At 67.5% G+C, this 26,197-nt stretch carries 23 protein-coding genes; 13 read left to right on the top strand and 10 right to left on the bottom strand.

Translation table 11 applies throughout. The features are described 5' to 3' along the window. Positions 1-66 precede the first annotated feature (66 nt). Positions 67-870 carry a thioesterase family protein gene (locus AB4083_RS17645; RefSeq protein ID WP_441609506.1) on the bottom strand — a complete coding sequence of 268 codons (804 nt, stop codon included), beginning with the start codon at positions 868-870 and terminating at the stop codon, positions 67-69. A gap of 257 nt (positions 871-1,127) precedes the next feature. Here AB4083_RS17645 and AB4083_RS17650 point away from each other — a divergent pair, with 257 nt between their 5' ends. Then, entirely contained in the window at positions 1,128-2,105 is a 978-nt protein-coding gene (locus tag AB4083_RS17650; protein WP_441609508.1) for a hypothetical protein, read from the top strand. A 28-nt stretch (positions 2,106-2,133) separates the two neighbouring features. Here the strand turns inward: AB4083_RS17650 and AB4083_RS17655 are convergent, their stop codons facing one another. Further along, the gene (locus AB4083_RS17655; protein WP_441609510.1) at positions 2,134-2,847 is read right to left on the bottom strand and encodes a ComF family protein; all 714 of its coding nucleotides are present in this window, start codon (positions 2,845-2,847) and stop codon (positions 2,134-2,136) included. A gap of 268 nt (positions 2,848-3,115) precedes the next feature. On the opposite strand from AB4083_RS17655, the gene AB4083_RS17660 reads away from it, so the two are divergent. Then, positions 3,116-4,903, top strand: a complete 1,788-nt coding sequence (locus tag AB4083_RS17660; protein WP_441609512.1) for a M12 family metallo-peptidase — start codon at positions 3,116-3,118, stop codon at positions 4,901-4,903. Between the two features lie 14 nt (positions 4,904-4,917). Further along, entirely contained in the window at positions 4,918-5,391 is a 474-nt protein-coding gene (locus AB4083_RS17665; protein WP_441609514.1) for a hypothetical protein, read from the top strand. 44 nt (positions 5,392-5,435) lie between these two features. Here the strand turns inward: AB4083_RS17665 and AB4083_RS17670 are convergent, their stop codons facing one another. After that, the gene (locus tag AB4083_RS17670) at positions 5,436-5,642 is read right to left on the bottom strand and encodes a hypothetical protein (protein WP_441609516.1); all 207 of its coding nucleotides are present in this window, start codon (positions 5,640-5,642) and stop codon (positions 5,436-5,438) included. A 284-nt stretch (positions 5,643-5,926) separates the two neighbouring features. On the opposite strand from AB4083_RS17670, the gene bioB reads away from it, so the two are divergent. From bioB to bioC, 5 genes are read left to right on the top strand one after another with little or no spacing between them, the layout of a single operon-like run. Beyond that, positions 5,927-6,973: a biotin synthase BioB gene (gene bioB, locus AB4083_RS17675; protein WP_441609518.1), complete on the top strand. Its 1,047-nt coding sequence runs from the start codon at positions 5,927-5,929 to the stop codon at positions 6,971-6,973. A 21-nt stretch (positions 6,974-6,994) separates the two neighbouring features. Next, a complete protein-coding gene (gene bioF / locus AB4083_RS17680) occupies positions 6,995-8,176 on the top strand; it encodes an 8-amino-7-oxononanoate synthase (RefSeq protein WP_441609519.1) in 1,182 nt (393 codons plus the stop codon). 28 nt (positions 8,177-8,204) lie between these two features. Then, positions 8,205-8,960, top strand: a complete 756-nt coding sequence (locus AB4083_RS17685) for a sulfurtransferase (protein ID WP_441609520.1) — start codon at positions 8,205-8,207, stop codon at positions 8,958-8,960. Next, complete coding sequence (bioH, locus tag AB4083_RS17690; protein ID WP_441609521.1) at positions 8,957-9,727, top strand: pimeloyl-ACP methyl ester esterase BioH; 771 nt, start codon at positions 8,957-8,959, stop codon at positions 9,725-9,727. The genes AB4083_RS17685 and bioH overlap by 4 nt, the downstream gene beginning before the upstream one ends. Then, positions 9,724-10,605: a malonyl-ACP O-methyltransferase BioC gene (gene bioC, locus AB4083_RS17695; RefSeq protein WP_441609523.1), complete on the top strand. Its 882-nt coding sequence runs from the start codon at positions 9,724-9,726 to the stop codon at positions 10,603-10,605. The genes bioH and bioC overlap by 4 nt, the downstream gene beginning before the upstream one ends. On the opposite strand, the gene AB4083_RS17700 is transcribed toward bioC, so the two are convergent. The 4 genes from AB4083_RS17700 to AB4083_RS17715 all read right to left on the bottom strand — a co-directional run bounded on the left by AB4083_RS17700 (position 10,602) and on the right by AB4083_RS17715 (position 14,213). Next, complete coding sequence (locus tag AB4083_RS17700; protein WP_441609525.1) at positions 10,602-11,477, bottom strand: MBL fold metallo-hydrolase; 876 nt, start codon at positions 11,475-11,477, stop codon at positions 10,602-10,604. The two genes, bioC and AB4083_RS17700, sit on opposite strands and share 4 nt — an antisense overlap. 456 nt (positions 11,478-11,933) lie before the next feature. Next, positions 11,934-12,494 (bottom strand): DNA-3-methyladenine glycosylase I, encoded by a 561-nt coding sequence (locus AB4083_RS17705; RefSeq protein ID WP_441609527.1) that lies wholly within the window; start codon positions 12,492-12,494, stop codon positions 11,934-11,936. Between the two features lie 72 nt (positions 12,495-12,566). Next, entirely contained in the window at positions 12,567-13,310 is a 744-nt protein-coding gene (locus tag AB4083_RS17710) for an MHYT domain-containing protein (protein WP_441609529.1), read from the bottom strand. 117 nt (positions 13,311-13,427) lie between these two features. Continuing rightward, positions 13,428-14,213 (bottom strand): hypothetical protein, encoded by a 786-nt coding sequence (locus AB4083_RS17715; RefSeq protein ID WP_441609530.1) that lies wholly within the window; start codon positions 14,211-14,213, stop codon positions 13,428-13,430. Positions 14,214-14,464: 251 nt separating this feature from the next. On the opposite strand from AB4083_RS17715, the gene AB4083_RS17720 reads away from it, so the two are divergent. Next, on the top strand, positions 14,465-15,352 hold the full coding sequence (locus AB4083_RS17720) for a DMT family transporter (protein ID WP_441609532.1): 888 nt from the start codon (positions 14,465-14,467) through the stop codon (positions 15,350-15,352). 103 nt (positions 15,353-15,455) lie between these two features. Here the strand turns inward: AB4083_RS17720 and AB4083_RS17725 are convergent, their stop codons facing one another. Together AB4083_RS17725 and AB4083_RS17730 are read right to left on the bottom strand one after the other, a co-directional pair. After that, positions 15,456-16,403: a pyridoxal-phosphate dependent enzyme gene (locus tag AB4083_RS17725; protein ID WP_441609534.1), complete on the bottom strand. Its 948-nt coding sequence runs from the start codon at positions 16,401-16,403 to the stop codon at positions 15,456-15,458. Then, positions 16,400-17,410 carry an aldose 1-epimerase gene (locus AB4083_RS17730; protein WP_441609536.1) on the bottom strand — a complete coding sequence of 337 codons (1,011 nt, stop codon included), beginning with the start codon at positions 17,408-17,410 and terminating at the stop codon, positions 16,400-16,402. The genes AB4083_RS17725 and AB4083_RS17730 overlap by 4 nt, the downstream gene beginning before the upstream one ends. A gap of 67 nt (positions 17,411-17,477) precedes the next feature. Between AB4083_RS17730 and pepN the strand changes: the two genes are divergently transcribed. Further along, entirely contained in the window at positions 17,478-20,129 is a 2,652-nt protein-coding gene (pepN, locus tag AB4083_RS17735; protein WP_441609538.1) for an aminopeptidase N, read from the top strand. A gap of 36 nt (positions 20,130-20,165) precedes the next feature. On the opposite strand, the gene AB4083_RS17740 is transcribed toward pepN, so the two are convergent. Further along, on the bottom strand, positions 20,166-20,351 hold the full coding sequence (locus tag AB4083_RS17740; RefSeq protein WP_441609540.1) for a hypothetical protein: 186 nt from the start codon (positions 20,349-20,351) through the stop codon (positions 20,166-20,168). 598 nt (positions 20,352-20,949) lie between these two features. Here AB4083_RS17740 and mnmG point away from each other — a divergent pair. The 3 genes from mnmG (at position 20,950) to AB4083_RS17755 (ending at position 26,164) form a co-directional block, all read left to right on the top strand. Then, positions 20,950-22,824, top strand: a complete 1,875-nt coding sequence (mnmG, locus tag AB4083_RS17745; protein WP_441609542.1) for a tRNA uridine-5-carboxymethylaminomethyl(34) synthesis enzyme MnmG — start codon at positions 20,950-20,952, stop codon at positions 22,822-22,824. An 88-nt stretch (positions 22,825-22,912) separates the two neighbouring features. Continuing rightward, positions 22,913-23,686 (top strand): RDD family protein, encoded by a 774-nt coding sequence (locus AB4083_RS17750; protein WP_441609544.1) that lies wholly within the window; start codon positions 22,913-22,915, stop codon positions 23,684-23,686. A gap of 135 nt (positions 23,687-23,821) precedes the next feature. Beyond that, positions 23,822-26,164, top strand: coding sequence for a Tex family protein (locus AB4083_RS17755; protein WP_441609545.1), 2,343 nt, complete (start codon positions 23,822-23,824; stop codon positions 26,162-26,164). The last annotated feature ends 33 nt before the right edge of the window (positions 26,165-26,197 follow it).

Raw genomic sequence — 26,197 nt, forward strand, 5'->3', positions numbered from 1 at the left:
TATTTCCATGCTCGATTGTTCAGATTCAAGCCAGCTCTTCGGCCGCGGCCCTGGCGATTCCACCGCTCACCCGAACACCACCACGCTCTGCCGGCTCAATGCCACCGCCTCCCCCTCCGGACTCCACAGCGTGGCGCTCTGGTTGAGATAGCCGCCGTGCCCTGCGGTGACTTCGGTGTCCATCAGCCACAGGCCTTCGCGGGCCGGACCGAAGTCGTCGGTCAGCAGTTCCAGGGTCCAGGTGAGTGAGCTGGCCATGGTCGGCTGCTTCAGCATGGACAGCCCTGGTGTGGGGACGATGTCGGCATAGCCGATGATCTGCGCTTCGCCCAGCGCACCGGGGCCCGCATAGGGTTCGTCGCGAAAGCCGACGTAGATGCCGGTCCTCGGTTCCTCCCTGCCTTGAAAGATCGACACGCCACCGAGCCAGCGTGTCGCCACGTGCTGGGTAAAGGCCGGCGCGATGCCCTCGACATAGACGAAAGGCTTGGCGGCTTCCACCGGCGGCAGCTCTGGCCGCGGCGGTTTGATCTCCAGCACCGACGAGCGCGACTCACCGAAGACGCCCATCACCAGGCAGGCGGTCTGCCCCTGGGCGAGGATGCGCGCCTCCACTTGCGTCACCGATTTGCCACGGCGCAACACGCTCGCCTCCACCCGCACCGGCCCCGGCGCAACCGGCGCGATAAAGCTGGTCTGCAACACGCGCAAGGGCACGCCCGGCGGCACCAGGTCGCGCATCGCGCGCACCACCAGCGCCGCCTGCAGGCCACCGAAGATGGTGCGGCCCTGGGCCCAGCTCTCGGGCGCGTCGGCGATCCAGCCGCCATCGTGCGGACGAACGGTGGCGAGCACTTGCGAATACAGCATGTCGGTTCTCCAGGAGGTCATCAAAACCATGCGTCGTCGATCGGCGATTCAGCGAAATGCTCCGGACAGTATCGAGAAATCGTGATGCCTTCGATGCTTCGCGAAATCTCCCGCATCCCAGCACATGACGAAGCCATACACCCGCAGTACTACTGCGCGGCCTTGCGCAGCGAGCTGCGCTTTTCCGGCGCCAGGCAAGCTCAGTTCCGCTGGCTTTCTCGACCGTACATCCACTCCACTCGATCAACGGTGCCATGATGTTCACACGACAAAGCAACCCGACGCCTGGCTTTATCCCGCTGCTCGCCGCACTGGTACTGGCGCTTGGCAGCGGCAGTTCGAGCGCCAGATCCGCCGCCACGAAACACAGCCTGCTGCCCGCCCTGAGCATGGGCTGCGGCGATTATGTTTCGTGCGGCTTTCCCAGCGCCGTCAATACCGGCGTGCTGAAAGGCACCACGCTCAAGCCCATGTCCGGCGGCGCCGACGGCATCAACATCACCCAGGACGGCACCGTCATCGATGGCGCCGATATCACCGGCTGGATCAACGTCAGCGCCAATAATGTCACGATCAGGAATTCGCGGATCAGCACCACCGGCTATTGGGGCATCATGCTGGCCGAGGGTTATTCGGGATTGAAAGTGCTTAACTGCACCATCGTCGGCGTGGTCGGACAAGGCGCCGACAATGGCGGCGAAGACTACGGCATCGCGAACTATGGCGGCCCCGATGTCGAGATCGCCTACAACGACATCTCCGAGTTTGCGCACAACTTCGCCGGCAGCAATGGCTACGTGCACGACAACTACATGCACGACATGCAGGCTTTCATCTACGGAACGGGCACGGACTACGCGCACCTCGAAGATGTATACGATGGCGGCAACGACACGCGTCCGCTGATCCTGCGCCACAACACCTTTCTCGACCAGGTCACCGGCGACCGCGGCGAAACCGCGGCGGTCTACGCGACTGACGATTTCGGCCCCTTGAGCAACGTCACCATCGACAACAACTGGATGGCCGGCGGCGCCTATGCGCTGTATGCGGGAAGCCGCACCGGGAATTCCACCAACATCCACGTCACCAATAACTACTTCTCGACGGTGTATTTCGCGAACAGCGGCTTCTACGGGCCATTGGGCGCGTACGATCCCCAAGGCTCGGGGAATGTCTTCAGCACCAATGTATTTGCCGATGGCCCGAATGCGGGACAGCTCATCACGCCTTGAGCGGACCGTGTGAGTCGCACCAGTGATGTCAGTGCATGGGCGCTCGTGCCAGCGCCCATGCATCGACCCGCTGCACGCCCGCACGCTTGAGCAGGCGTGCGCATTCGGCCATCGTGGCGCCAGTGGTCATGACATCGTCGAACAGCGCGATGTGGTCGGGCAGCACAGCATTCTCGCGCACGGCGAATGCGCCACGCACATTGCGGCGGCGGGCGGTGCGATCGAGTTCGGTCTGCGCAGAGGTGTCGCGGGTGCGGACAAGCACGTCCTGCCCCAGGGGGATACCCAGCATCGCAGCCAGCGGCCGGGCCAGTTCCAGCGCCTGGTTATAGCCGCGCTGGCGCAAGCGGGCGCGATGCAATGGCACCGGCACCAACAACGCGGGAAGTTCAACCGGGGCGGGTTCCTCACGCCATAACGCGGCCAGGGTGCGCCCCGCGGCAAGGTCGTCGCCGAACTTGAAGCGCGTCTCCAGCCGGTCCAGCGGCCAGCCATAGCGGAACGGTGCCCATGCGCCATCCCACGGCGGCTCACGGCGCAGGCATTGCCCGCACATCGCCGCGGCGATCGGCAGCGGCAAGGCGCAACGCGCGCAGCATGGACCGTTGCGCGGCAGCTCTTTCGCGCATGGCGCGCACAAATCCATGCCATCGACGCCCGGCGCGCCGCAAAGCATGCAGCGCCAGGACAGCAAAGCGGCATGTAAGAGCGCAAACGCTCGATGAAGAGGCGGAAGCGGCATAAGGCATGCGGCAAATGGTTAAGCATTGCTCATCCGCCGGGTCCCGCAGGAGAGCCTTGGCTCACATTTCAGACTCTCCTGATAGATACCGTGAGCAGCCTTACCTTCGACCGATCTGATAGGAAAAATCCAGTTCTTTCCTACCGCTTCGCACGGCTAGGCTCGCCGCACTTCGAAGCATCCGAAGTCGCGTTCGTACCTCGCCGGGCAGGTCGTAGACCCTGCCGCCAGAGCCGAGTGCGCCACTGTGAATTGATGGGAGACGGCAGTGTTCTTCAATAGTCGGCGCGTGAAGCGCTGGATGATCGCCGCCATGGGCATGCTGGCGCTGACCATGGCTTTATCCGCAATTGCTCAAACAGCTTCACTCGCACCCAATCAGCTCGGCAGCGGCCAGCTGCCCTCTGGCTACAGCCGGATAACGTTTACCCTGGCAAACGGGAATTGGACCGGCGCCATCCATCTTCCTGCCAAGCCCCGCAATGGCGATCAGGTGGAGATCATCAGTACCGCGCTGTATCCCAGCAGCCTGAGCAACTTCCGCACCGACCTGCCCATCAAGAGCCTCGATATCCGCAACGGCGACCGCTTTCTCCTCACCTACCTGTCCGGCGCTGACGCGTGGACGATTTCAGGCAGCGGCATAGCCTATCTGTCGCCCAACGACAGCGGCGCCGACATGTCGGGCAAGTCAAAACGCATCACCGTCTACACCATGGCGGATGCGAACTGGCTGCGCCTGCCCATTCTGCCGAGCCACGCCAACGATGGCGACCTCCTGCTCGTGCGCTCCCGTGCAACCTATACCGCATCGATCGATTCGAGCCGCACGATGTATGCCTCCACCATGAGGCTGGCAACGGGCGATTCCTACGCATTCAAATACCTGAGCGCATTCGGCAAGTGGGTGTTGATCGACGCGACCACGCGGCAGGTCAACGCAAGGACCGACATTCCCACACCGGCCACCGCCAGAACTTCCATGCAGCTGTACGACGGCAGCTGGGTAGGCAGCGTCCGCCTGCCGGCGCAGGCCGGCGACCGCGACCGGATACGCATTTCGTCAACGGCCACCTGGAACTCAAGAATCGAGAACAGCGGCAATGCGCCGACCGAGCCCATGCAGCTCAAGCGCGGGCAGGCGTATGAGTTCATGTACGTCAAAGAGCGCCAGCGCTGGGTCAGCACGAGCGCACCGGATACCTACTATCTGGCCAGGAACCTCCCGAACGGCGTGGTTCCCTCGCTCACTACGCCGCGCACTTTCATCGACGTCGGCGATGCCAACTTCTGGTGGTATCTGTCGCTGCCCGATCAGCAGGCGCCCGGTACCCGCGTGGTGGTTCGGACCAGTGCGCAGTATGGATTCCAGGTGATCGGCAGCGGCATTCGCCATGCCATGAGCACCGGCGAGATGACCGCCTTCGTGGTGGATGGCTCGCGCAAGTGGAAGCGCGAAACGGTGACGATCGACCTGCTGCTCCTGTACAGCGATAAAGCGGCGGCGAAGTTCGGCGAGAGCGCCATGCGCGCGCACCTGCTGGAGAGCTTTGCCCTGACCAACGAAGCTCTCGAAAACTCAGGCGCCAACTTCCGCTTCCGGGCCAAGTCGATCCGGAAGATCGAAGCCTCCAGCAGCTGGAAAGACCTTGGAGGTCCGCTGCGCGACCTGAGGGATCACCCCCGGGCCCAGGCCTGGCGCAACGAGCTGCGCGCGGACGGCATCTACTACGTCGGCACCGAAGAGGGCTGCGGCCTGGCCTGGATCCACAGCAGCGCCGACTACATGGTCGCGACCGGATCCACCAACTGCGGAACGACGGTCATGCGGCATGAGCTGGGCCACAACATGGGCCTCGCTCATGGCGGCGAGAGCAGTTCGTATAACCAGGGCGACGTGCGCTTCGGCACGATCATGGCCGGCAACGGGATTCCGTTCTACGCCACGCCGGACCGCTACGACCCCGCAACTGGCATTCCGCTGGGTACGCCCGACCGGATCGACGCCACGCGCGCCATGAACGAATTCTCCAAGCAAGTAGCCAACTACCGGTAAGGCAAGCGACGAACATGCATATTCGCCATATTTCCATTCGTGCCGCCACGGCCTTCGCGCTCATGCTCGGCATGACCACCCTCGTTCATGCGGGATCGAACGGCGTCGCCGAAGCCATCTCGGCAAGGCCGGCTTCCTCGCATACCCTCCTCGGGGGTTTCCCGCTCGCCTACGATTTCGTTGCGCTGAGTGCGCTGAAACCCGGCGATGGCGTTTACGTCACGCTGGTTCCCGGTGACCGCGTCCGGCTGGCGATCACGTCCGACCAGTTCATGCTGGACGGTTTCCACCGCCTCGCCGGCAGCATCGAAGATCCCAGCGAGGCCATCGCCCGCGGCCACTTCAGCATCACGCTGGACCGTGCCGGCCAGTCCATCACCGGCACGGCCGTGATGGACGATCACGAGTACGGCTTCAGAGGTACCGGAGGGCGTGGGTATATAGAGGACACCCGGCTCGACCACAGCGCCCTGATGCAGCTTGAGTAAGCGCCAGCCGGCGCCGCTGCGAAGGAGCGGCGCCGCTGGGGGTGCTAGCCCTTGGGCTTGTACATCGCCGCATCCAGGATCGACCACAGGTGGATGATCCAGCCCAGCCAGACGATCCACAGCACGCCGGCCAGCACGAACATCACGATGGCGATCAGCAGGCGCCCCTGCACCAGCTGGCCGAGGCCGGGGATGAAGAAGCTGCAGATGGCGGCGAGCACGTTGCCCGTACTGCCTTGTCCGGTGGTCATGCCTGGGCTCCTGGAAGGGCTGAACAGGTGGATCGTAGCCCAGAGCCGTCATTCCGGCGCAGGCCGGAATCCAGGCGCGGGGCGCTATATGGAGTGACCGCATGCAAAGGCCCGCTTTGGCATCCCAACGACAACCAGTCGTTGTCGCTACTGGATTCCGGCCTGCGCCGGAATGACGGGCCTGAGCCATACGTTCCCGCATCGTCAACCTCGTCACCACCATCCTGGTTGACAGACGCCGCAGCGCTGCCAGACTGTCGGCCTTCCCCGCCAGAGCCATCCCCATGACTCAAGCTCTCCGCCACGACTGGGCCCGCGACGAGGTCGCCGCACTGTTCGCGCTGCCGTTCAACGAGCTGCTGCACCGTGCGCACAGCCTGCACCGCGAGCACCACGACCCCAACGCCGTGCAGGTCTCCACCCTGCTGTCGATCAAGACCGGCGGCTGCCCGGAGGATTGCGCGTACTGCCCGCAGGCGGCGCGCTACGACACCGGGGTGAAGGCGCAGAAGTTGATGAGCGTGGACGCGGTGGTCGCACGCGCGCAGGCCGCCAAGGATGCCGGCGCCAGCCGCTTCTGCATGGGCGCGGCGTGGCGCAGCCCGAAGGACCGCGACGTGGCCAAGGTGGCCGAGATCGTCTCGGCGGTGAAGGCGCTGGGGCTGGAAACCTGTGCCACGCTGGGCATGCTCGACGGCGGCCAGGCGCAGACGCTCAAGCAGGCGGGCCTGGACTACTACAACCACAACCTGGATACGGCGCCGGAGTTCTACGGCGAGATCATCCACACCCGCGACTTCCAGGACCGCCTCGATACACTCGAACACGTGCGCACGGTGGGCCTGAAGACCTGTTGCGGCGGCATCGTCGGCATGGGCGAGACGCGCGCGCAGCGCGCTGGCCTGCTGCAGACGCTGGCCAACCTGCCCGAGCATCCGCAGTCGGTGCCGATCAATCAGTTGGTGCAAGTGGCAGGCACGCCGCTGGAAGGCACCGAGGCGCTGGATCCGTTCGAGTTCGTGCGCACGATCGCGGTCGCGCGCATCCTGATGCCGGCCTCGATGGTGCGTCTGTCCGCCGGCCGCCAGCAGATGGACGACGCGGTGCAGGCGCTGTGTTTCTTCGCCGGCGCCAACTCGATCTTCTACGGCGAGAAGCTGCTGACCACCGGCAACCCGGACGTGGAACACGACCGCCGCCTGTTCCAGCGGCTGGACCTGCATCCGCTGCAGGTGGTGGAAGAAGCCGGCACGGTGCACGCCGATATTCTGGAAGACACGCCGGTCGCCGCGGGTTGCGGCACCGGTTGCGGTTGCAGCGCGGCCGCCTGAGCGCGCGCCGGCGGCATCGCCATGTCCCGCCCTTCCCTGCTCGCGCGCCTGGCGCAGTCCACGCATGAGCGCGCGCAGTCCGGCCTGTTGCGCCGGCTGCGCACCATCGAGCACGCCGAAGGCCCGTGGCTGGAAAGCGGCGGGCGCCGGCTGCTCGGCTTCTGCGGCAACGACTACCTGGGCCTGGCGCAGCATCCGCTGGTGATCGCCGCGTTCAAGCGCACCGCCGACGACGAAGGCGTGGGCAGCACCGCCGCGCATCTGATCTGCGGCCATCGCGCCGAGCATGCGGCGCTGGAAGAAGCGCTGGCCGAGTGGACCGGGCGCGAACGCGTGGCGCTGTTCTCCACCGGCTATATGGCCAACCTCGGCGTGATGCAGGCGCTGCTGCGCGCGGGCGACGTGTGCGTGCAGGACAAGCTCAATCACGCCAGCCTGCTCGACGGCGCCGCGCTCGCCGGGGCGGAACTGAAGCGCTATCCGCATAACGACGTGGACGGCGCCGCGCGGCAGCTCGCCAGCCGCACGGAGGCCGGCGCGCTGCTCGCCACCGACGGCGTGTTCAGCATGGACGGCGACCTGGCCCCGCTGCGCGAACTGGCGCGGCTGTGCGAAAGCGAAGACGCCACCTTGCTGGTCGACGATGCGCACGGCCTGGGCGTGCTCGGCGACAACGGCGCCGGCACGCTCAGCCTGCTGGAGCTCGGCCAGCGCGAGGTGCCGGTGCTGATGGCCACGCTGGGCAAGGCGCTCGGTTGCCATGGCGCGTTCGTCGCTGGCTCCGCCGGCCTGATCGAAGGCCTGCTGCAATCCGCGCGCACTTATGTCTACACCACCGCGATGCCGCCGGCGGTTGCCGCCGCCGCGCTGGCCGCGGTGCGGGTCGCCCGCGAGGAAAGCTGGCGGCGCGAGAAACTGGCCGCGCTGATCCGCCGCTTCCGCGACGGCGCGCGCGAGTTGGGCCTGCCCTTGATGCCCTCGGATACCGCCATCCAGCCGCTGCTGCTGGGCGAGGCCGAGGCGGTAATGGCGGCGGCGCAGGCGCTGGAGGAACAGGGCTTCCTGGTCGGCGCGATCCGCCCGCCCACCGTCCCTGCCGGCAAGGCGCGGTTGCGCATCACGCTGTCGGCCGCCCACGAGGAAGAGCACGTGGACCGCCTGCTGGAAGCCCTGGCGGGCGGCGCAGGCACCCCGCCCGTATAATGGCGCGCTGCCTGCCGTCTTTCCCCCCATGCCGATCGTCAATCTCTCCGCCTACAAATTCATCAGCCTGGACCAGCTCCCGGCGCTGCGCGAGCACGTGCTCGACCGCTGCCTGGCGCTCGCTCTGAAAGGCACCATCCTGCTGGCGCCGGAAGGGATCAACCTGTTCCTGGCCGGTCCGCGCGAGGCGACCGATGCGTTCATGGCCTGGCTGCGCGAAGACGCGCGCTTCGCCGATCTGGCGCCGAAGGAATCGCTGTCCGACGAGGCGCCGTTCGGCCGCATGCGCGTGCGGCTGAAGAAGGAAATCATCACCATGCGGCTGCCGATGATCCGGCCCGAAGGCGGCCGCGCGCCGTCGGTGGCGCCGGCCACGCTGCGCCGCTGGCTGGAGCAGGGCCGTGACGACGATGGGCGCGAGCTGGTGCTGCTGGATACGCGCAACGACTACGAGACCAGCGTCGGCCTGTTCGAGAACGCGGTGGATTACCGCATCGCCAACTTCACCGCCTTCCCCGCAGCCGTCGCCGCGGATCGCGCACGTTTCGAGGGCCGCACCGTGGTGTCGTACTGCACCGGCGGCATCCGCTGCGAGAAGGCCGCGCTGCATATGCAGGACCTGGGCGTGGAGCGCGTGTTCCAGCTCGAAGGCGGCATCCTGAAATACTTCGAGGAAACCGACGGCGCCTACTGGCGCGGCGACTGCTTCGTATTCGACGAACGCGGCGCGGTGGATAAGGAACTCTCGCCATCCGCGACCGACGACCGCGGAGCGGACGCATGAGCCTGCACGTGGAAGTGCGCGGCACGGGTCCGGTGCCGCTGGTGATGCTGCACGGCTGGGCCATGCACGGCGGCGTCATGGCGCCGCTGGCCGAGGCGCTGGAAGCGCGCTGCACGGTTTACGTGGTCGACCTGCCGGGCCACGGCCATTCGCGCGATTGCGGTATTCCACTGGAGCCTTCCGCGTGCGCCGCCGCCATCGCCGCGGCGACGCCACCAGCTTTGTGGCTGGGCTGGTCGATGGGCGGCCTGATCGCGCTGACCGCCGCGCTGGAACGCCCGCGCCAGGTGCGCGGCCTGGGCATGGTCTGCGCCACGCCGAAATTCGTGCGCGACGCAAGCTGGCCCTACGGCAGCGACCCCACCCTGGTACGCCAGCTCGCCACCGACCTGGAAACCGACTACCACGCCACGCTGGAACGCTTCCTCGCGCTCGAAGCCATGGGCAGCGCCGACCCGCGCGCCGAACTGCGCCACCTGCGCGCGCTGGCCTTCGAGCGCGGCGAGCCGGACTTGCGCGTGCTGCAGGAAGGCATCCGCATCCTGGACGACACCGACCGCCGCGCCGCCTTGCCGGACCTGGCCGTGCCCAGCGTGTGGATCGCCGGCCACCGCGACCGCCTGGTGCATCCGCAGGCGATGCAATGGTCGTCCACTCAGTGCGGCGGCCGCTACGACGAGATCGCACGCGCCGGCCACGCGCCGTTCTTCGGCCACGCCGAGGCGGTGGCGCAGGCCCTCAACCCTCTGCTGGATACCTGGCGATGAGCGACTTCCATATCGACAAGCGCCAGGTCCGCCGCAACTTCGGCCGCGCCGCGCGCACCTACGAACAGCACGATGCCTTGCAGCGCGAAGTGCAGAACCTGCTGCTGGAACGGCTGGACTTCTATCTGGAAACGCCCGGCCTGGTGGTCGACGTCGGCGCCGGCACCGGTCGCGGCGCGGCGCTGCTGAAAAAGCGCTACGCCAAGTCGCAGGTGCTGGCGACCGATCTCGCGCTGCCGATGCTGCGCGCGGCGAAGCAGCATGCGAGCTGGTTCAAACCGTTCCAGCGCGTGTGTGCGGAAGCCACCGCGCTGCCGCTGCCCGACCGCAGCGTGGACGTGCTGCATTCCAACCTGTGCTTCCAGTGGATCGACGACCTGCAGGCGCTGTTCGGCGAATGCGCGCGCGTGCTGAAGCCCGGCGGCCTGCTGCTGTTCTCCACCTTCGGCCCGGACACGCTGAAGGAACTGCGCGCAGCCTGGGCGCAGGCCGACCAGCAGCCGCACGTCAGCCGCTTCCTGGACATGCACGACCTGGGCGACGCGATGATCGCCGCCGGCCTGCGCGACCCGGTGCTGGACGTGGACCGCTACACCCTCACCTACAGCGAGCCACGCCTGCTGCTGAAGGAGCTGCAAGGCCTGGGCGCCACCAACGCCGACACCACGCGCGAGCGCGGCCTTACCGGCAAGCGGCACTACCGGCAGATGCTGGAAGCGTACGAAGCGCTGCGCGTCGGTGGCCGCATCCCGGCCACCTGGGAAGTGGTGACGGCGCATGCGTGGGGTCCGCCGAGCGGGCAGTCGCGCCGCGTGCAGGGCGGCGGCGAGATCGCCAGCTTCTCGGTCGACAGCCTGCGCGGTTCGCGCCGGCGCTAGGCGCCGAAGCGGTTGAGCGGCAGGCTCAGGTAGCGCACGCCTTGCTCGTCCGGCGGCGGCAGGCGGCCGCCGCGGATATTCACCTGCAGCGCGGGCAGCAACAGCCGCGGCACGGGCAAGGTGGCGTCGCGTGCGGTGCGCAGCGCGACGAACGAAGCTTCGGTGGCGCCATCCTTCACGTGCACATTGCCGTGGCGCTGCGCGGCGATGCTGCTCTGCGCTTCGGCGCTGCGCGAGATGGGCGGATAGTCGTGGCAGAGGAACAGCCGCGTGTCCGCCGGCAGCGCCAGAATCCGCTGGATCGATGCGTACAGGCGCGTGGCGTCGCCACCGGGGAAATCGCAACGCGCGGTGCCGGTTTCCGGTGCGAACAGCGTATCGCCCACGAAAGCCGTATCGCCGATCAGGTACGTAAGGCCATCGTCGGTGTGGCCGGGCGTGGCCATCACCCGGATCTCCATCACGCCGGCATGCAGCACGTCGCCATCGCGCAGCAGTCGATCGAACTGGCGGCCATCCGGCACGAACTCCTCGCCCAGGCCGAACAGCGCCTTGAAGCGCGACTGCACGCTTACGATGCCCGCGCCGATGGCGAGTCGCGCGCCGAAAGCGTCGCGAAGATGATCGCCGGCGCTGAGGTGATCGGCGTGAGCGTGGGTCTCCAGGATCCATTCGACGGTGAGCCGCTGCTCGCGCACATAGGCCATCACCGCGTCCGCCGATGTGGTCGATACGCGGGCGGCGGCTGCGTCGTAGTCGAGCACCGGGTCGATCACCACCGCGGAGCGGCCTTCGTGGACGACGTAGGTAAAGGTGTTGGTGTCGGCGTGGAAAAACGCGTGGACGTCGGGTTGCAGCGGTGATGACGGCATCTGGCCTACCTCGCCTGCATGCCAGTGGACGGCATGCGTTGGAAACAGCGCACATAGTGCGACGCGACGGCAGCCCTTGTCATCTCGCTCGTCATTCCGGCGCAGGCCGGAATCCAGTAGTGGGGCGCGTCATGGAGCGTGGCGCTTCAAGGCGTGCTCTTGGACGTTCTGGCGACAACCGGACACTGTCGCTACTGGATGATTCGCTTCGCTCACCCCTTCGGGGCCGCCCTGCGGGCGTTCTTCGCGCTACGCGCTCGTCCGGCCTGCGCCGGAATGACGGTTGCTTACTCTTCGCAAGTATCCTCGGCCACGTCCATGTCGGGATGTCGCCATTGCAGCAGCGTGTGCGCCTGGATCGCGCAGCGCATCCCCAACTCAATCAGCGCGCCGACACCGTCGATCAACCCGGCGCACCACTTCGCCCGGCCCGTCAGGGAGGGGAGAGCGGGATAGTCAGTGGCGGAAGCAGGTGGTGATGTGGTCGTCGACCATGCCGGTGGCCTGCATGAAGGCGTAGCAGATGGTGGTGCCGACGAAGCGGAAGCCGCGCTTCTTCAGGTCCTTGCTCATGCGGTCGGACAGCGGCGTGCTGGCGGGGACCTGGCTGCGATCGCGCCAGCGGTTCTTCACCGGCTTGCCGTCGACGAACGACCATAGATGCGCATCGAGGCTGCCCACTTCGTCGATCAGCTTCAGCGCCGCCTGCGCATTGCCGCGCGTGGACGAAAGCTTCAACCGGTTGCGCACGATGCCCGCATCGAGCATCAGCTTTTCCAGCTCGCGATCCTTCATTGCCGCCACGCGAGCGATGTCGAAATCATGGAACACTTCGCGATAGCGCTCGCGCTTGACCAGCACCGTGCGCCAGGACAAGCCCGCCTGCGCGCCTTCCAGGATCAGGCATTCGAACAGCAGGCGCTCGTCGTGCAGCGGCACGCCCCATTCGGTGTCGTGGTAGTCGCGTTCGATCTCGCTGCCGGCGGCCCAACTGCAGCGGGTGAGATGGTCGGCCATGCGTGTGCTCCGGAAGGGAGACGCAGCATAGCGGGAGAGTCGCCATGGGGTGGCAACTCTCCCCGGACGCCGTCAGATGGTGATCGCCTCGCGCCGGCGCTGGCGCATATGGTTGAGCACTAGCACCACCACCAGCAGCACCAGCACCACGGCGAAGATACTCACGCCGAGATTTTCGCCGCGCAGGCCGTCCGCGTAGCCAGCCGGCAATTGGCCGCCGTTGTCTTCGATATTCACCGCGGCCATGCCGGTGTAGTGCATGCCGCAGACGGCAACGCCCATCACCAGCGCGCTGCCGGCCATCTGCGCCATGCCGCGCAGGTTGAAGGCCAGCCACAGCGCGGCGATCGAAGCGACGATCGCGATCAGCACCGACAGCGCCACGATGCTGACGTCGTAGGTGATGAAGGCGCCCATCAGCACTGCCGTCATGCCCAGGTAGTGCATGCCCGCCACGCCCAGGCCCATGCACACGCCGCCGGCGACCAGCTTGGACCAGCTGAAGCCACCGCTGCCGGCGATGGCCAGGCCCAGCGAACAGGCGCCGAAGGCGAGCACCGCCGACAGCGAGGTGCGGGCCAGGTCGTAGGTAACCGGCATGCCCATGTCGCAGGCCAGCATGGCGATGAAATGCATCGCCCAGATCGCGCCCACACCCATCGCCGCGCCGGCGGCGAGGATCGCGGCGGTGCGCTGGCGGCTGCTCTGCGCCAGCGGAATGCCCACCGCCAGTTGCAGCGCGGTGTACGAGCCGAGGATCGAGATCAGGTACGAAAGAGCGATCAGCATCCAGCTATAGCTTTGATGCGCGGCCATGGCACTTCTCCTTGAGTCACGTGGAATTGGAAACGTCCTGCCGTCGGCGCGGCTGCGCCGTTGGCGTCTGCCATGGGTCCGGGCCGGGGCCGGCCCCCCCTGCTTACTGCCAGTTCGTCAGTGCGAGATTTCGAGAATGCAGCTGGCCGCGCCGTGGCTGCGGCAGAACAGGTTGCGTACGAACACGGTCTGCGGCTCGACCGATCCGGCGAGCACGCCTTCGAGGTAGCCGCTGAAAAACCGGCAGCCGGACTGGCTGCCCGGTGAGCACAGCGGGCTGTTCTGGATCAGCATCTGGCCGTCGCGCCAGTCGACGCTGGCCAGTTCGCGCATGGCCGGCACGGCAATGCGCTTGATCGCATCGACCAGACTGAGCTTGGCGCCCATGGCGAAGTCGCGCTTGTACACCCAGGCGCCGGTGCGCCGGCCGGCCAGATGCAGCGAGGCTTCGCGTGCATCCGCGGCCACGGCATGTTCGAGATTGCGCAGCCAGGGATAGATCTTCGGATAGTCGCGCGCCAGCTGGGGCAGCGTGCTTTCCACCTGATGCACGTCGGGGCCGGCGCTTTGCATCGGCGACAACGGTGCGGGTGCGGGCGCGGCAACCGGCGCGTGTCCTGGCCCGGGCGCTTGAGCGAACGCGCTTTGCGCCGCCAGCGGCGGCCGCCCTTCGGCGATGCCCGCTTCGAAGCTCAGCACGCGGCTATGCGTGGCCAGTGCTTCTTCCATCGCGAGCTGCCGGTCGGTGGGACCGCGCACGATCATGGTCAGCCAGGTACCCCGGCTGTCCTGGGATAAACGTTGCCGCACCAAGGTGAAACCGTTGGCGACCACTACACGGCCGAGTTCCACCAGCAATCCTTCGCGGCGGTCCGAAAGGACCTGCACCTCCAGCTCGATCATCTTTCCCCCCGTGGTCGATGCTGGTTTAAATTGTGAACGGCAACATGAGTCATGCGATCAAGGCAAAATGTGATGCCTTTCTAGAAACTCGCATTGCGTCTCGCATTCAATGGTTGGCTCGGCGCGCGCTCTACACGCGGCCTTCACGCAAGCGCCTCGTCGCGCGCCGATCCCTCTGTAAGCTTGCGCATTGCTGACTCCCTCCACCGATGCCGCGCCACCCGCGCGGCGAAAAATAATGCGCAGGCCCCATGTCCTCGAATGCTTCCCGACGCGGCGCGGTCGCCGCGATGTTCGTCACCATCCTGATCTGGGCGTATAGCTGGGTGGTGATGAAGCAGGTGCTGCAGCATGCGGGGCCGTTCCAGTTCTCCGCGTTGCGCTACACGCTGGGTGCGCTAGTGCTGTTCGGCGCGCTGCTGGCGATGCGCCAGTCGCTGCGTCCGCCGCCGCTGCTGCCGACCGCCTTGATCGGCCTGTGCCAGACCGCCGCATTCCAGGGGCTGGGGCAATGGGCGCTGGTCGAAGGCGGCGCGGGTCGCGTCGCGCTGCTCGCCTACACGATGCCGTTCTGGGCGGTGCTGCTCGCGTGGGTGGTGCTGCATGAAAAACCCACGCCGCGGCATTGGACCGGCCTCGCCTTCGCGGCGCTGGGCCTGGTCTGCATCATCGAACCGTGGCGCGGCCTGGGCAGCGGCGGCAGCACGCTGCTGGCGATCGGCGCGGGCGCGGCATGGGCGATGGGTACGGTGTTGAGCAAACGCATGTTCCAGCGTCACCGCCCGACACCGTTGAACCTCACCGCGTGGCAGATGCTGTTCGGCGCGCTGGGCCTGTGCGTGGTCGCACTGCTGGTGCCGCAGCGGTCGATCGAATGGACCCCGGGCCTGATGGCCGGGTTGGCGTATAGCGTGGTGTTCGCGTCGAGCGTGGCGTGGGGCTTGTGGCTGTTCGTGCTGCAGCGCCTGCCGACCGCGGTGGCGAGCCTGTCCAGCCTGGGCGTGCCGATCGTCAGCGTGCTGCTGGCGTGGGCGATCCTGCAGGAGCAGCCGTCGGCGATGGAGTGGCTTGGGATCGCGCTGGTGCTGCTGGGTCTGCTGGCGGTGAGCGGCGTGCGCCTGAAGAAAGCGTCGACGTAGAAACGCTGCCGCAGGTTGGGGTGAGCCGCAGGCGAACCCCAACCTCGCGACCACATCGTTGGGGTTCGCCGATGGCTCACCCCAACCTACGAGGTGGTGGTGGTTACCAGGGCAGCGCGTCGAGATCGACGTTGCCACCGGTCAGCACCAGGCCGACGCGGCGGCCGGCGAAGTGCTCGGGCTGCTTGAGCACCGCGGCGAGCACGGTGGCGCTGGAGGCTTCGACTACCAGCTTCAGTTCGCGCCACAGCAGCTTCATTGCTGCGATCACTTCTTCGTCGGTGACGGTGATCACTTGCGTGCGGTGCGCGCGCAGCGCCTCGAAGTTCGGCTCGCCGATCAGTGCGCGCAAACCGTCGCAGATCGTGTCCGGCTGGAACGATTCGATGCGCGCGCCGCGCGCCAGCGACTGCGCCGTATCGTCGGCGCCCGCGGGCTCGGCGCCATACATCGTCAGCTCCGGCTGCAGGCCATGCGCGGCGATCGCGCAGCCGGCAGCGAGGCCGCCGCCGCCGATCGGAGTGATCAGCGCATCCAGGCCTTCGACCTGGCGCAGAAATTCCAGCACCAGGGTGCCCTGCCCGGCCATCACGCGCGCATCGGCGTAGGGATGGACCATCTCGGCGCCGGTCTCGCGCTGCACGTCCGCCGACATGGCTTCGCGCGCGGCCTGGGTCGGCCCGCAGCGATGCAGCACGGCGCCAGCCTGTTCGATCGCCTCCAGCTTGGCGCGCACCGCGCCCTCGGGAACCACTACGTGCGCCGGGATGCCACGCGTGGCCGCGGCCATCGCCAATGCATTGCCATGGTTGCCGGAGGAATGCGTGACCACGCCGTGCGCGGCCCGTGCGTCGTCCAGCGACCACACCGCATTGCAGGCGCCGCGGAACTTGAAGGCGCCGCCGCGTTGCAGGTTCTCGCATTTGAAGTGCAGCTGCGCACCGGACAGCGCATCGAGGCGTGCGCTGCGCAGCACCGGCGTCACCGTGGCGTAGGGAGCGATGCGCGCGGCGGCGTCGCGGATCTGGTCGAGGTCGGGCAACAAGCTCATGGCAATTCGATCTCCACGCCGCAGCGGAAGCGGCGTTCGGTTCCAGGTTCGAGGCGGATCGCATCTTCGCAATCGGCCCGGTTGAAGGCATCGGCCCAGCTTTCCATCGGTTCCAGCGCCACCGAGCGGCGCACGTCGCGCGTGGCGGTGTCGGCGGTGAACACCAGCATCACACCGGACTCCTGCCACACCGCCAGGCCCAGGCCGCTGTCCGGATCGCGCAGGCGCGTGCGGGCGCGGCCGTCTTCGTCGAGCCGCAACTGCGCGTAGGCGTGGTTGATCTCGTGGGCGCCGATCAGGCGCGGGCGGCGGAAATCCAGCGCGGGCTCTGCCTGCATCGGCACGTGCGCGGCCATGCCGGGCAGCGGGATGTAGTTGGCGTCGGTGCGCACGATCGTCTCGGCGGGAATCTGCAGCTCCCACGCATCGGCCGGCGCGTCGCCGAGACGGAAGTACGGGTGCCAGCCGAAGAAACATGGCGCGGCGTGTTCGCCCACGTTGCGCATGTTCGCCTCCAGGGTCAGGCCGCTGGCATCGAGCAGATAACTGATGCTGAGGTCGATCGCGAACGGATAGCCCGGATGCACGCCAGGACGGATCGCCGAGGTGCGGAATTCGGCGCGCGCGCCCCGCTCATCGGCGCCGAAGGTGGCCAATTCGAAATCCACACCGCGCACGAAGCCATGCCGCGCCGCGCGCTGCGCGCCTTCCACGCCGGGCTGCAGATCGTAGGTGGCGCCGTCGAAGCGGTAGCGCGCGTCGTCGATGCGGTTGGCGAACGGCGCCATGATGGCGAAGCGCGAGCTGGGCCGGCTGTCCAGCTCGGCGGCGTCGCGGTAGCCGTCGGCGAGGTCCAGCGTGGCCGCGCCGAGGGTCTGTTCCAGCCCGATCACGGTGGCGCCGCGGCGCGCGATGCGCACGCGGCGGCCGCGGGCGGGGTCTTCCAGCACCACGATGTCGTGGGGGCCCACGTGGCTGGGTTCGGCGCGGTAGGCGGGGCTCGGCATCGACTTGTCCTGATCCGAAAATGCCGCATGTTAGCCTGAACCGTCTCCGCAGCCTGCCAATGTCCTCATGAGCGCACGCGATCAGCTTTCCGCACCGACCATCCGCCTCAGCGATTACCGCGCGCCCGCCTGGCGCGTGGAGCGCGTCGAACTGGAGTTCGACTTAGGCATCGACGTCACCGAGGTGTCGTCCCGCCTGTTCCTGCGCCGCGACCCTGCTCAGATCGAGCCGCTGCGGCTGGATGGCGAAGGACTGGAGCTGCTCTCCATCGTGCTGGATGGCCAGCCGCTGGAGCCAAGCCGCTATCGCCAAAGCGAAGCCGAGCTGGAAGTGGACGGCGCGCGCGACGGCAGCGTGCTGGAAACGCGGGTGCGTGTGCGGCCGGCCAGGAACACGGCGCTGGAAGGCCTGTACCTGTCCGGCTCGCGCGAGACCGGCTTCCTGCTGACGCAGTGCGAGGCGGAAGGTTTTCGCCACATCACTTTCTTGCCCGATCGGCCGGACGTGCTGGCGCGCTACACGGTGACGCTGCGCGCGGACAAGGCGCGCTTCCCGGTGCTGCTGGCCGGCGGCAATCCCGATGGCGCTGGCGATATGCAGGACGGGCGCCATTGGGCGCGTTTTGTCGATCCGCATCCCAAGCCCAGCTATCTGTTCGCCGCCGTGGCGGGACGATTGGAGAAAATCGAGCGCGATTACCGCACGGCGGACGGGCGCGAGGTCAAGCTGGTGATCTGGTCCGAGGCCAACGTGATCGATCGTTGCCATTACGCGATGGATGCGCTGGAGCGTTCGATGCGCTGGGACGAGCAGGCCTATGGACGCAATTACGACCTGGATGTGTTCCACGTCGTCGCCACGCACGATTTCAATATGGGCGCGATGGAGAACAAGGGTCTCAATATCTTCAACGCGAAATACCTGCTGGCCGATCCGGATTCGACCACCGACGACGAATACCGCGCGGTGGAAGCAGTGGTGGCGCACGAATATTTCCATAACTGGAGCGGCAACCGCGTCACCTGCCGCGACTGGTTCCAGTTGTCGCTGAAGGAAGGGCTGACCGTATTTCGCGAGCAGCAGTTTTCCGCGGACATGAATTCGCTCGCGCTCAAGCGCATCGAGGATGTGGCGCTGCTGCGGCGCGCGCAGTTTCCCGAGGATGCGGGCCCGCTGGCGCATCCGGTGCGGCCGGCGCAGTACAGCGAGATCAACAACTTCTATACCGCGACGGTGTACGAGAAGGGTTCCGAACTGGTGCGCATGCTTGCCGGGCGGTTGGGCGAGCAGGGGTTCCGCCGTGGCATGGATCTGTATTTCGAGCGCAACGACGGGCAGGCGGCGACGATCGAGGATTTCCTCGGCGCGGTGGGCGAGGCGAACGGTGTCGATCTGTCGCCGTATCTGGCCTGGTATGCGCAGGCCGGCACGCCGCGGCTGCGCGCCAGCGGGCGCTATGACGCGATGCGGCGCGAGTACGTGCTCACGCTCGCGCAGCACACGCCGCCCACGCCCGGGCAGGCGGACAAGCGGGCGCTGCCGATTCCGGTGAAGCTCGCGCTGTTTGCGCGCGATGGCCGGATGCTGCCGCTGCAGGTCGACGGGCATCCGCAGGCCGGCGCCACCGAGCTGGTGGTGGTGGCCGACAAGGCCGAGCAGCAGATCGTGTTCCGCGAGGTGGATGCCGCGCCGGTGCCATCCCTGCTGCGCGGCTTCTCGGCGCCGGTGATCCTCGAAGGCATGGACAGCGCGGCCGACCTGGCCTTGCTGCTGCGCCACGACGCGGACGGCTTCAACCGCTGGCAGGCCGGGCAGCAGCTGGCCACCTGCGCTTACGAGGCGCTGCGCGAGCATGGCGGCGGCGAAGCGGTCGAGGCCTGGAGCGAGGCGCTGGCCGGCTTGTTCGCCGAGGACGGTGTGGACCCCGCCCTGCTGGCCGAACTGATGACGCCACCGGGCGAGGTGGAGCTGGCCGAACGCGAGCGCGAAGCCAATCCGGAGCGGATCTACGCGATGCGCCAGCAATTGCAGCGGCGGCTGGCCGAGCGGCTGGGCGCCGAAGCGATCCTGGCGCGCTATCAGTCGTTGGTCGCTGCGACGAGCGCGCAGCTGGACGCCGTCAGCCAGGCGCAACGCCGGTTGAAGCGGCGCATGCTCGATCTGCTTTGCCTCCTCGACGTGCCGCGTGCCCAGGCTCTTGCGGCTGGGCAGTACGAACAGGCGCCCGGCATGACCGACCGCCTCGCCGCGCTGTCGGTACTGGTGCGCACCGCGGCGCCACAGGCCGCGGGCGCGCTCGCGCATTTCCGCCAGCGCTACGCGGACAACCCGCTGGCGCTGGACAAGTGGTTCAGCGTGCAGACCCAGCATCCCGGCGAACCGGCGCTCGCGACCGTGCAGGCGCTGGAGCGCGACGCCGCGTTCACGCTGAAGAATCCCAACCGGGTCAATTCGCTCTATGGCGCCTGGACGCGCAGCAATCCATCGGGCTTCCATCGCGCCGATGGCGCCGGCTACCGCCTGCTGGCGGAGCGGCTGGCCGAACTGGATGCGCTCAATCCGCAGATCGCCGCGCGGCTGGCTACCGTGTTCAACGGCTGGCGCCGGCTGGAGCCGGTGCGTCGCGCGCGGGCCAGGGAAGCGATTGCGGCGCTGGCGGAGCGGGAAGGCCTGTCGCGCAACCTGGCGGAAATCGTGCAGAGCATGCTGCACGAGTAAGCAGGCTTGGGGAGTGGCCCGGCGCGCCGGGCCGCTTCAGACGACGAGGTGGTCCAGTTCGTCGCGCAAGCGGTGCATGCGCGACTCCAGTCGGGGGCGCAGCGAGCGGCGCTCGTTTTCGGCGCGCAGCTCCAGATGTTCCATCGCCATCTCCACGCGACCCAGTTCGATCAACAGATCGTGGTGCGGAAAGAACGCCTTGAAGTCGATGCTTATGTCCATGGCCCTGCCCCCTTGAAGCTCTACGGCGGGGAAGGCGAAGCAACCGGCGTGCCATCGTTTGTGATGTGCATCACGCACCGTCACGATACCTATCACCAAATTTCCGGGCACAGATCACGGAATGACGCAGCGCGTCAGCTGCTGCCGCGCTCCGGCACAAATCTCCGTTTTAGTCACCCCGTGTTCACGCTGCGGGGGTAAGTATGACCCCTACAACGAGGCGGCATCGCCGCCTGCGCTTACCGAATTCACGGTTTCTGGCGCCCGGCAACACGGTCATCCTGGATTCCCCCTGTTCCTGAGACCGCCGGGCGCCAGATCTTATTCTGGTCGGACGTTAGCTTCTTAAAGCCTTCCGGCAGCAGAAAAAACGACGGCGCCCAGTGGGCGCCGTCTTGCTTCCTCTCCCCGGCACGCGACCGAACCCCTGTCCGTTCGGTCTCTGCGCGCGTCTCCGCGCAGCGTCTGCCCAGTGAAAGTGCGTCAGGGTAAAAGCAGGATCCGTGCCAGGAAATCCGGCCGCCGTGCTAAGACACTGATCGGGTTACCATATCGCCCTCACTCGTTGCGTTCCAGGCCCCACAGGCGGTCTTTCAGCATGCTTCACCCGATTCCCTACGACGTCATCGTGGTCGGCGGCGGCCACGCCGGCACCGAGGCCGCGCTCGCCGCGGCCCGCATCGGCGCGCGCACGCTGCTGCTCAGCCACAACATCGAGACCATCGGCCAGATGAGCTGCAACCCGGCCATCGGCGGCATCGGCAAGGGGCACCTGGTCAAGGAGATCGACGCACTGGGCGGCGCCATGGCGCACGCCGCGGACCGCGCCGGTATCCAGTGGCGCACGCTCAACGCCTCCAAGGGGCCGGCCGTGCGCGCCACGCGCTGCCAGGCGGACCGGGCGCTGTACAAATCGGCGATTCGCCGCATGGTGGAGACCCAGCCCGGGCTCGAGCTGTTCCAGCAGGCGGTGGACGACCTGCTGCTGGAAGGCGGCCGCGTGGTCGGCGTGGTGACCCAGATGGGCCTGAGCTTCCGCGCCCAGGCCGTGGTGCTCACCGCCGGCACCTTCCTCGCCGGCAAGATCCATATCGGCCAGGCGCAGTACGCCGGCGGCCGCGCCGGCGATCCGCCGGCCACCACCCTGGCCCAGCGCCTGCGCGAGCTGCCCGTGGCGGCCGACCGCCTGAAGACCGGCACGCCGCCGCGCATCGACCTGCGCAGCATCGATTTCACCGGGCTGGAGGAACAGCCGGGCGACGATCCCGCGCCGGTGTTCTCCTACCTGGGTTCGCGCGACGAGCATCCGCGCCAGGTCAGCTGCTGGATCACCCACACCAGCGAGCGCACGCACGAGCTGATCCGCGGCGCGCTCGACCGCTCGCCGCTGTACACCGGCCAGATCGAAGGCGTGGGCCCGCGCTACTGCCCGTCGATCGAGGACAAGGTGGTGCGCTTCGCGGAGAAGTCCTCGCACCAGATCTTTATCGAGCCGGAAGGGCTGGATACGTTCGAGATCTACCCGAACGGCATCTCGACCTCGCTGCCCTACGACGTGCAGCTGGCGCTGGTGCATTCGATCAAGGGTTTCGAGCGCGCACACATCACGCGCCCCGGCTACGCGATCGAGTACGACTACTTCGACCCGCGCGGCCTGCACCCCTGGCTGGAAACCAAGGGTATCCCGGGCCTGTATTTCGCCGGGCAGATCAATGGCACCACCGGCTACGAAGAGGCCGGCGCGCAGGGCCTGATCGCCGGCCTCAACGCCGCGCTGGCCACGCAGGGCAAGGCGCCGTGGTATCCGCGCCGCGACGAGGCCTATATCGGCGTGCTGATCGACGACCTGACCAGCAACGGCACCATCGAGCCCTACCGCATGTTCACCTCGCGCGCCGAGTACCGGCTGCATCTGCGCGAGGACAACGCCGACCTGCGCCTGACCGAGACCGGCCACGCGCTGGGCGTGGTGCCGCAGGCGCGTTTCGACGCGCTGCGCGCCAAGCGCGAAGCCGTCGAGCAGGAAACGCAGCGCCTGGGCACGCTCTGGGCCGCGCCGAACAACGCACTGGGTGCAGCGATCGAGCGCCAGCTCGGCATCGCGGTCAGCCGCGAGAGCAATGCGCTGGACCTGCTGCGCCGCCCCGAACTGGACTACGCCCGCCTCGCCAGCGTGCCCGAGCTCGGCCCCGCCGTGAGCGACGCCGACGTGGCCGCCCAGGTGGAAGTGCAGGCCAAGTACGCCGGTTATCTGGAGCGCCAGCGCGAGGAAATCGCGCGCCAGCGCCGCCACGAGCAGACCGCGATCCCCGCCGGCTTCGACTACGACAAGGTGCGCGGCCTGTCGGCCGAAGTGCTGCTCAAGCTCAAGCGCGCGCTGCCGCAGACCATCGGCCAGGCGTCGCGCATCAGCGGCGTCACCCCCGCGGCGATCTCGCTGCTGCTGGTGCATCTGAAGCGCCGCGCGGCCTGAGTCCGCGCCCGGCGCGGCGGCCCGCGCGGACATGGAACGTCAACCCAGGCATGGCATGATGCGGCTTCCACCGATGGGAGCACGAACGATGGAAGTCTGGATCGGCCGGGATGGCGAGCGGCATGGCCCCTATAGCGAAAGCGATGTGCGCGAGTGGTTGCGCACCGGCAAAGTGAGCTCGGACGACCTGGGCTGGTACCAGGGCATGACCGACTGGAAACCGCTGTCCGCGCTGTTTCCCGAAGAGCCGCCCGCACTCGACCGTGTCTACTCCCCGCCCAAGGCGCCGCTGCAGACCGCGCCGAGCGCCGAGCGCTCGCTGGAGGATCACGCCGGTTTCTGGAAGCGCGTGGTCGCCTACATCCTCGACTACATCGTGCTGGTGATCCCGAACCTGGGGATCAGCAAGTTGCTCGGCGCCGACGCCGCGCAGAGCGCGCTGATGCAGAGCGCGCAGGGCGCCGGTGCCGATCCTGGCGCCCTGATGTCGGCCTACGGTGCGTTCTACAGCGCCATGCTGCCGGCGATGCTGGTGCAGATCGTGATCGCCTGGCTGTACTTCGCCGTGTGCGAGAGCTCGTCCTGGCAGGCCACGCTGGGCAAGCTGGCGATGGGCATCCGGGTGGTGGACCTGAAGGGCCAGCGGATCAGCTTCCTGCGCGCCACCGGCCGCTATTTCGCCAAGATGCTCAGCGGCATGATCCTGTGCATCGGCTACCTGATGGTGGCGTTCACCGAGCGCAAGCAAGGCCTGCACGACATGATCGCCGGCACCCTGGTGCTGAACGGCCGCGCCAACGAATTCGCCGCGGCGAAGTCGGCGCCGTCGAACGAGACCAACAAGGGCTCGTTCAACGCCTGATCCACGGATCGGCGCCGGGAAACCTCGCGTTCCCGGCGTTTTCTGGCAAGCCTGCCCTACTTGTTATCATTCCACGCTCGACCGGCGCGGCGTGCCGCGCCCCTTTGTGTTTTTCCAAGGAATCGTCCGTACCCCATGCTCAGCATCGAACAACGCATTGCCCAGGACATCGCCGCCAAACCGGACCAGGTCATCGCGGCAGTCGACCTGCTGGACGGCGGCGCCACCGTGCCGTTCATCGCCCGCTACCGCAAGGAAGCCACCGGCGGCCTCGACGACACCCAGCTGCGCCTGCTGGAAGAGCGCCTGCGCTACCTGCGCGAGCTGGAAGAACGACGCAGCGCGATCCTGGCCAGCGTCGAGGAACAGGGCAAGCTCAGCGACGCGCTCAAGCGCGACATCCTCGACGCCGACACCAAGGCGCGCCTGGAAGATCTCTACCTGCCGTACAAGCCCAAGCGCCGCACCAAGGCGCAGATCGCGCGCGAAGCCGGCCTGGAGCCGCTGGCGCTGGGCCTGCGCGAGGATCCCACGCAGTCGCCCGAGGCCTTCGCCGCGGCGTTCGTCGATGCCGGGAAGGGCGTCGCCGATGTGCGCGCCGCGCTCGAGGGCGCGCGCGCGATCCTGATGGAAACCATCGCCGAAGACGCGCATCTGGTCGGCGAGCTGCGCGACTGGCTGTGGGACAAGGGCCAGATCCGCGCCAAGGTGGTGGAAGGCAAGGAAAACGAAGGCGCGAAGTTCCGCGACTACTTCGACCATATGGAATCGGTCGGCAAGATCCCCTCGCACCGCCTGCTGGCGCTGATGCGCGCGCGCAACGAGGGCGTGATCGAACTGGAACTGGCGCCGACCCTCGAAGCCGAACAGGGCCACCTGGAAGGCGAAGGCCGCGTCGCCGCGCATGCCGGCATCCACGACCGCGGCCGCCCCGCCGATGCCTGGCTGCGCGAAACCGTGCGCCTGACCTGGCGCGTGAAGCTGCACCTGCACCTGACCCTGGACCTGTTCGGCCGCGTGCGCGAAAGCGCCGAGGACGAAGCGATCCGCGTGTTCGGCGACAACCTCAAGGACCTGATGCTGGCCGCGCCGGCCGGCGCCAGAACGGTGATGGGCCTGGACCCGGGCATCCGCAGTGGCGTGAAGGTCGCGGTGGTCGACGCCACCGGCAAGGTGCTGGCCACCGACGTGGTGTATCCGCATGAGCCGCGCAAGCAGTGGGACCAGTCCATCGCGCGCCTGGCCGTGCTGTCCAAGCAGCATGGCGTGAACCTGATCGCGATCGGCAACGGCACCGCCTCGCGCGAGACCGATAAGCTCGCCGGTGAACTGATCAAGAAGCATGCGGAGCTGAAGCTGTCGAAGATCGTGGTGAGCGAAGCCGGTGCGTCCGTTTATTCGGCCTCGGAAATCGCCGCCAGGGAATTCCCCGAGATGGACGTGAGTCTGCGCGGCGCGGTGTCGATCGCGCGGCGCCTGCAGGATCCGCTGGCCGAGCTGGTGAAGATCGAGCCCAAGGCGATCGGCGTGGGCCAGTACCAGCACGACGTGAATCAGGTGAAGCTGGCGCGCGCGCTGGACGCCAGGGTCGAGGACTGCGTGAACGCGGTGGGCGTGGATGTGAACACCGCTTCCGCCGCGCTGCTGTCGCGCGTGGCCGGCCTCTCCGCCAGCGTGGCGGAGAACGTGGTCAAGCACCGCGATGCCAACGGCCCGTTCGCCAACCGCATGGCGCTGCTGAAGGTGCCGCGCCTGGGCGAGAAGGCGTTCGAGCAGTGCGCGGGCTTCCTGCGCATTCCCAGCGGCGACAATCCGCTGGACGCCAGCTCGGTGCATCCGGAAGCCTATCCGGTGGTGGAGCGCATCATCGCCCAGTGCGGGCGCGAGGTGAAAAGCATCGTCGGCGATACCTCGTTCCTGCGTGGCCTGAAGGCCGAGCAGTACACCGACGAGCGCTTCGGCGTGCCGACCGTGCGCGACATCCTGAAGGAACTGGAGAAGCCCGGCCGCGATCCGCGCCCGGAATTCGTCGCGCCGAGCTTCGCCGAAGGCGTGGAAGACCTGAAGGACCTGCGCCCGGGCATGATCCTGGAAGGCCGCGTCACCAACGTGGCCGCGTTCGGCGCCTTCGTCGACATCGGCGTGCACCAGGACGGCCTGGTCCACGTCTCCGCGCTGTCGCACACCTTCGTCAAGGATCCGCGCGATGCGGTGAAGGCGGGCGACATCGTCAAGGTCAAAGTGATGGAAGTGGACCTGCCGCGCCAGCGCATCGGCCTGTCCATGCGCCTGGACGACGAGCCGGGCCAGGCCCGTGCCGGTCGTCCCGGCAGCAGCAGCGGCGGCAATGAAGGCCGTGGCGGCAGCGGTCCGCGCGATGGCCGCGGTCCCCGCCCCGGCGGCGGCGCGCCGAAACCCGCGCCGGCCCCTGGCAACAGTGCTTTCGCCGACGCGCTGTCGCGCGCCATGAAGCGCTGAGAATCACCGGGCCCGCGCATGCTGCGCTGCGAT

It is taken from the genome of Dyella sp. 2RAB6 (assembly GCF_052115385.1).
Lineage (GTDB): Bacteria > Pseudomonadota > Gammaproteobacteria > Xanthomonadales > Rhodanobacteraceae > Dyella_D.

Excerpts from the sequence above, each read along its gene's own strand:
- AB4083_RS17645 (WP_441609506.1), bottom strand. The coding sequence starts at position 870 with ATGCTGTATTCGCAAGTGCTCGCCACCGTTCGTCCGCACGATGGCGGC.
- AB4083_RS17650 (WP_441609508.1), top strand. The coding sequence starts at position 1,128 with ATGTTCACACGACAAAGCAACCCGACGCCTGGCTTTATCCCGCTGCTC.
- AB4083_RS17655 (WP_441609510.1), bottom strand. The coding sequence starts at position 2,847 with ATGCCGCTTCCGCCTCTTCATCGAGCGTTTGCGCTCTTACATGCCGCT.
- AB4083_RS17665 (WP_441609514.1), top strand. The coding sequence starts at position 4,918 with ATGCATATTCGCCATATTTCCATTCGTGCCGCCACGGCCTTCGCGCTC.
- AB4083_RS17670 (WP_441609516.1), bottom strand. The coding sequence starts at position 5,642 with ATGACCACCGGACAAGGCAGTACGGGCAACGTGCTCGCCGCCATCTGC.
- bioB (WP_441609518.1), top strand. The coding sequence starts at position 5,927 with ATGACTCAAGCTCTCCGCCACGACTGGGCCCGCGACGAGGTCGCCGCA.
- bioF (WP_441609519.1), top strand. The coding sequence starts at position 6,995 with ATGTCCCGCCCTTCCCTGCTCGCGCGCCTGGCGCAGTCCACGCATGAG.
- AB4083_RS17685 (WP_441609520.1), top strand. The coding sequence starts at position 8,205 with ATGCCGATCGTCAATCTCTCCGCCTACAAATTCATCAGCCTGGACCAG.
- bioH (WP_441609521.1), top strand. The coding sequence starts at position 8,957 with ATGAGCCTGCACGTGGAAGTGCGCGGCACGGGTCCGGTGCCGCTGGTG.
- bioC (WP_441609523.1), top strand. The coding sequence starts at position 9,724 with ATGAGCGACTTCCATATCGACAAGCGCCAGGTCCGCCGCAACTTCGGC.
- AB4083_RS17700 (WP_441609525.1), bottom strand. The coding sequence starts at position 11,477 with ATGCCGTCATCACCGCTGCAACCCGACGTCCACGCGTTTTTCCACGCC.
- AB4083_RS17705 (WP_441609527.1), bottom strand. The coding sequence starts at position 12,494 with ATGGCCGACCATCTCACCCGCTGCAGTTGGGCCGCCGGCAGCGAGATC.
- AB4083_RS17710 (WP_441609529.1), bottom strand. The coding sequence starts at position 13,310 with ATGGCCGCGCATCAAAGCTATAGCTGGATGCTGATCGCTCTTTCGTAC.
- AB4083_RS17715 (WP_441609530.1), bottom strand. The coding sequence starts at position 14,213 with ATGATCGAGCTGGAGGTGCAGGTCCTTTCGGACCGCCGCGAAGGATTG.
- AB4083_RS17720 (WP_441609532.1), top strand. The coding sequence starts at position 14,465 with ATGTCCTCGAATGCTTCCCGACGCGGCGCGGTCGCCGCGATGTTCGTC.
- AB4083_RS17725 (WP_441609534.1), bottom strand. The coding sequence starts at position 16,403 with ATGAGCTTGTTGCCCGACCTCGACCAGATCCGCGACGCCGCCGCGCGC.
- AB4083_RS17730 (WP_441609536.1), bottom strand. The coding sequence starts at position 17,410 with ATGCCGAGCCCCGCCTACCGCGCCGAACCCAGCCACGTGGGCCCCCAC.
- pepN (WP_441609538.1), top strand. The coding sequence starts at position 17,478 with ATGAGCGCACGCGATCAGCTTTCCGCACCGACCATCCGCCTCAGCGAT.
- AB4083_RS17740 (WP_441609540.1), bottom strand. The coding sequence starts at position 20,351 with ATGGACATAAGCATCGACTTCAAGGCGTTCTTTCCGCACCACGATCTG.
- mnmG (WP_441609542.1), top strand. The coding sequence starts at position 20,950 with ATGCTTCACCCGATTCCCTACGACGTCATCGTGGTCGGCGGCGGCCAC.
- AB4083_RS17750 (WP_441609544.1), top strand. The coding sequence starts at position 22,913 with ATGGAAGTCTGGATCGGCCGGGATGGCGAGCGGCATGGCCCCTATAGC.
- AB4083_RS17755 (WP_441609545.1), top strand. The coding sequence starts at position 23,822 with ATGCTCAGCATCGAACAACGCATTGCCCAGGACATCGCCGCCAAACCG.